This is a genomic window from Sebaldella sp. S0638, from assembly GCF_024158605.1.
Taxonomy (GTDB): domain Bacteria; phylum Fusobacteriota; class Fusobacteriia; order Fusobacteriales; family Leptotrichiaceae; genus Sebaldella.
In genome coordinates, this window is sequence record NZ_JAMZGM010000210.1 from 1 (window position 1) to 2,911 (window position 2,911).

At 26.8% G+C, this 2,911-nt stretch carries 5 protein-coding genes; 2 read left to right on the forward strand and 3 right to left on the reverse strand.

Annotation, left to right across the window (positions count from 1 at the left end):
* Positions 1-280: 280 nt before the first annotated feature.
* From NK213_RS19510 to NK213_RS19520, 3 genes are all read right to left on the reverse strand, one after another.
* Positions 281-541 carry a hypothetical protein gene (locus NK213_RS19510; RefSeq protein ID WP_253352439.1) on the reverse strand — a complete coding sequence of 87 codons (261 nt, stop codon included), beginning with the start codon at positions 539-541 and terminating at the stop codon, positions 281-283.
* Positions 542-606: 65 nt separating this feature from the next.
* Positions 607-831: a hypothetical protein gene (locus NK213_RS19515; RefSeq protein WP_253352441.1), complete on the reverse strand. Its 225-nt coding sequence runs from the start codon at positions 829-831 to the stop codon at positions 607-609.
* 177 nt (positions 832-1,008) lie between these two features.
* Positions 1,009-1,710 carry a helix-turn-helix transcriptional regulator gene (locus NK213_RS19520; protein ID WP_253352443.1) on the reverse strand — a complete coding sequence of 234 codons (702 nt, stop codon included), beginning with the start codon at positions 1,708-1,710 and terminating at the stop codon, positions 1,009-1,011.
* Between the two features lie 364 nt (positions 1,711-2,074).
* Here NK213_RS19520 and NK213_RS19525 point away from each other — a divergent pair, with 364 nt between their 5' ends.
* Positions 2,075-2,413, forward strand: coding sequence for a hypothetical protein (locus NK213_RS19525; protein WP_253352445.1), 339 nt, complete (start codon positions 2,075-2,077; stop codon positions 2,411-2,413).
* Positions 2,414-2,489: 76 nt separating this feature from the next.
* Entirely contained in the window at positions 2,490-2,741 is a 252-nt protein-coding gene (locus NK213_RS19530) for a hypothetical protein (RefSeq protein ID WP_253352447.1), read from the forward strand.
* Positions 2,742-2,911: the final 170 nt, after the last annotated feature.

The following is a 2,911-nucleotide window of genomic DNA, read 5'->3' on the forward strand; positions in this document are numbered from 1 at the left end:
TGCTGATTTTAATTTATAGTATACATTCTGTAATTCTGATGCATAAACTGTTATTTCTTCATAATTCTTATTTTCCAACTTATTTAAAGACTTAATTCCTGTATTTCTGATAATTGAAGTGGTCCCATTTTTACACCTCCTATCCTTTTATTTCTTTTTTATCCAGTCATATGCTTTTGTTGTAATGTATACTGTTATTATGCTTATTATTATTGTTTTCAACATTTTATTCCTTCCCTGAATGCTGCGGAATTTTAATACTGACATTAGCTTTTATTTTTCAATTTTGTGAAGGAGGATTCCCCATTCTCCTTTTTATTTCTTTAATCAAAAAAATTTTCTGCTCCTCAAGTTTATTTAAAACTTCTTTTGTTTCAGCGTACAATTTACTTTGATAAATTTTCTTCGGTTTCCGTTCTCTTGAATTAACATGATAAATTTTATAATACATAATTCCTTTTTTTATATAAAATTCACTACTTAAAGTTATTGTTACACCCATTATGTCTAGTTCACTCATTAAATATCCTCTTTTTACCATATTAGTTCCTTCCTCTAACTCACATACTCCAGTCTGTTTCTTAAATTTATATAATGCATGAAAGTTTACTTTTCTGTTTTTGATTTTTTTACTATTGTGAATTCGTATCCAAGTATGTTTAAAATCTTATTTATAGGAATATATCTGAAATCATTATCGTTTTTCATACCTTTTAATTTTATTAAAAATCTTTTATAACCTATTTTATTTTCCCTACAAAAATTTATATATGTTCCATAGTTTTCTTCAATTTCATTTTTTATGAAGCGACTAATTGCTTTCGAGTCCATCACTCCTCCTCTTTACGCCTTTAAGGCGTATTTTTATTTCAAATTTTTTTATAATAAAAATATACACTCAAAAGGCGTAAAAGTCAAGAAAATTTTTGATAAAAAAACCCGTAAGTTAACGGGTACTTCTTTTAACCCATATTTATCTATCTGAAAGGGTAGATAAATGAGTTTTATTTATTCAAATATTATATCTTTTAAATTACGTTCTAATTGACTTGTTAATTCACCTATATAATGTATATTTTTGTCATTTTCTTCAATCACTATATCATCATATACCTCAGAATCCAAAGCTATTAGATGAGGTATCTTATTTATAAATTTCAGTTTTCTTACCATATAATTGCCTTTATATCTAAAAGCTACCAACCTCTTATTTAATAAACGCCAATCAACCAATTCCTCAGCTTCAAATAGTAGTTTATCTCCTTCTAAGAAATATGGTTCTAGACCTTTCCCAACAATTTTTACTATTAAACTACCTTTTTTAACGTCAGCTTCTAGCATAAAAACCTCCTCTTGATATTTACTCATATCTATCCTTCCATCTGAGTTAGTATCAAGAGTATAGACTTTATGTTTATAAACTTTTATTTTATCCGTAATATCTATAAAACTTATGTTTTTATTTTCTTTTTTCAATACTTCGGGTAAATCTTCTTCTATGATGTTATTCTTTAATTCTTGAATATCTTTTGTTGTGGCTCCTAAAATACTTATTATTCTTTCTAAAATGTATTCAGGTATTTTTTTTCTCCCCTTTTCCATATCATTTATGAATGAAACTCCAACTTTGAGCCTATCCCCAAGTTCTTTCATTGTAAGGTCATTTTTTTTTCTTAAATCTCTTAATATTTCTCCATTAGTTCTTGCCATTTTTCCTCCTAATTTTCTATATTATAATATATTTTCAAATTTTTTCAAAAAAAAACTTGACTTTTACACTATAAAGGCGTATTATGTTTTTGTAAATAAAAAAATTTATTTATTAATTACGCCATTAAGGTGTATAAAATTATTTTATTAAAAATAAATAGGAGATCCTTCAAAATGCTACCAAAAGAAACCATCATAATTACAACTCTAGAAAAAAGTATTAGAGAATATACAATAATGCGTGAGAAGGCATTAAAAGAAAAAGATTACGACAAAGTCCGTTTATTGAACTGTCTTGAACAAGATGCTTGTATCATACTGAATAAACTGAAATTACCTAATTAGAAAAAACAAGGAGTTAAAAATGAAAGATTACGAATTTTTATATGAATTTGAAAAACATAATCCTGAAATAAAAGAGCAACTTTTAACAGATATGAATAATATGCTTAAAGAAAAAATGCCTAATTTCATAGTTAGTCAACTTAGATTTGCAAAATATGGCATTATTGTGAAATTTGAAAATGGAGATATCGGAACTCAAAGAAAAAAGAATAATGAAATATGTTTTAAATATCATTCTAAAGATGGATTTTTATTAAAAGACCAAGGCAAAATTGAACAATTCGGATATTTCTCTGCCTTACTAGATTATACAAAAAAAATAATTTTTGACTTATACGATGATGAAATAGAAGAATAAAATGGTACACTTTTCAACCGGAAATGAATACTATTATTTTAAAAAAATGGAAAATTTGAAATAAGGAGATGATAACATGGATAACAAAGAAATAAGCAAAGAAGAAAGACTGGAAATTATAAGAGGAATGATTGAGGAATGGCGCAGAACCGGCTTAGATGACTTGTCAATATCTGTTCTAACTCGTGCAACTGTACTTAAAGACGAGAAATTACTGGAACTATTTTCAAGATCAAACCACGTATCATTATATGATGAATGGTGCGACATAACAAATGAAATTGAAGAAATCATGCAAAGTTATAGAGAAATGCTTAACGAAGAATAAACCTGTTATTTTAAAAAAACTGAAAATTTGAAATAAGGAGATGATGAGATGAACTATGAAGAAATCAAAGAACTAATATATAACGCTAAACTGGACTACTCTACCCTAAACATAAAAGACGGCAGAGCAAAGGGATATATCACAGTTATGGTAGATGACGAGGAATTACA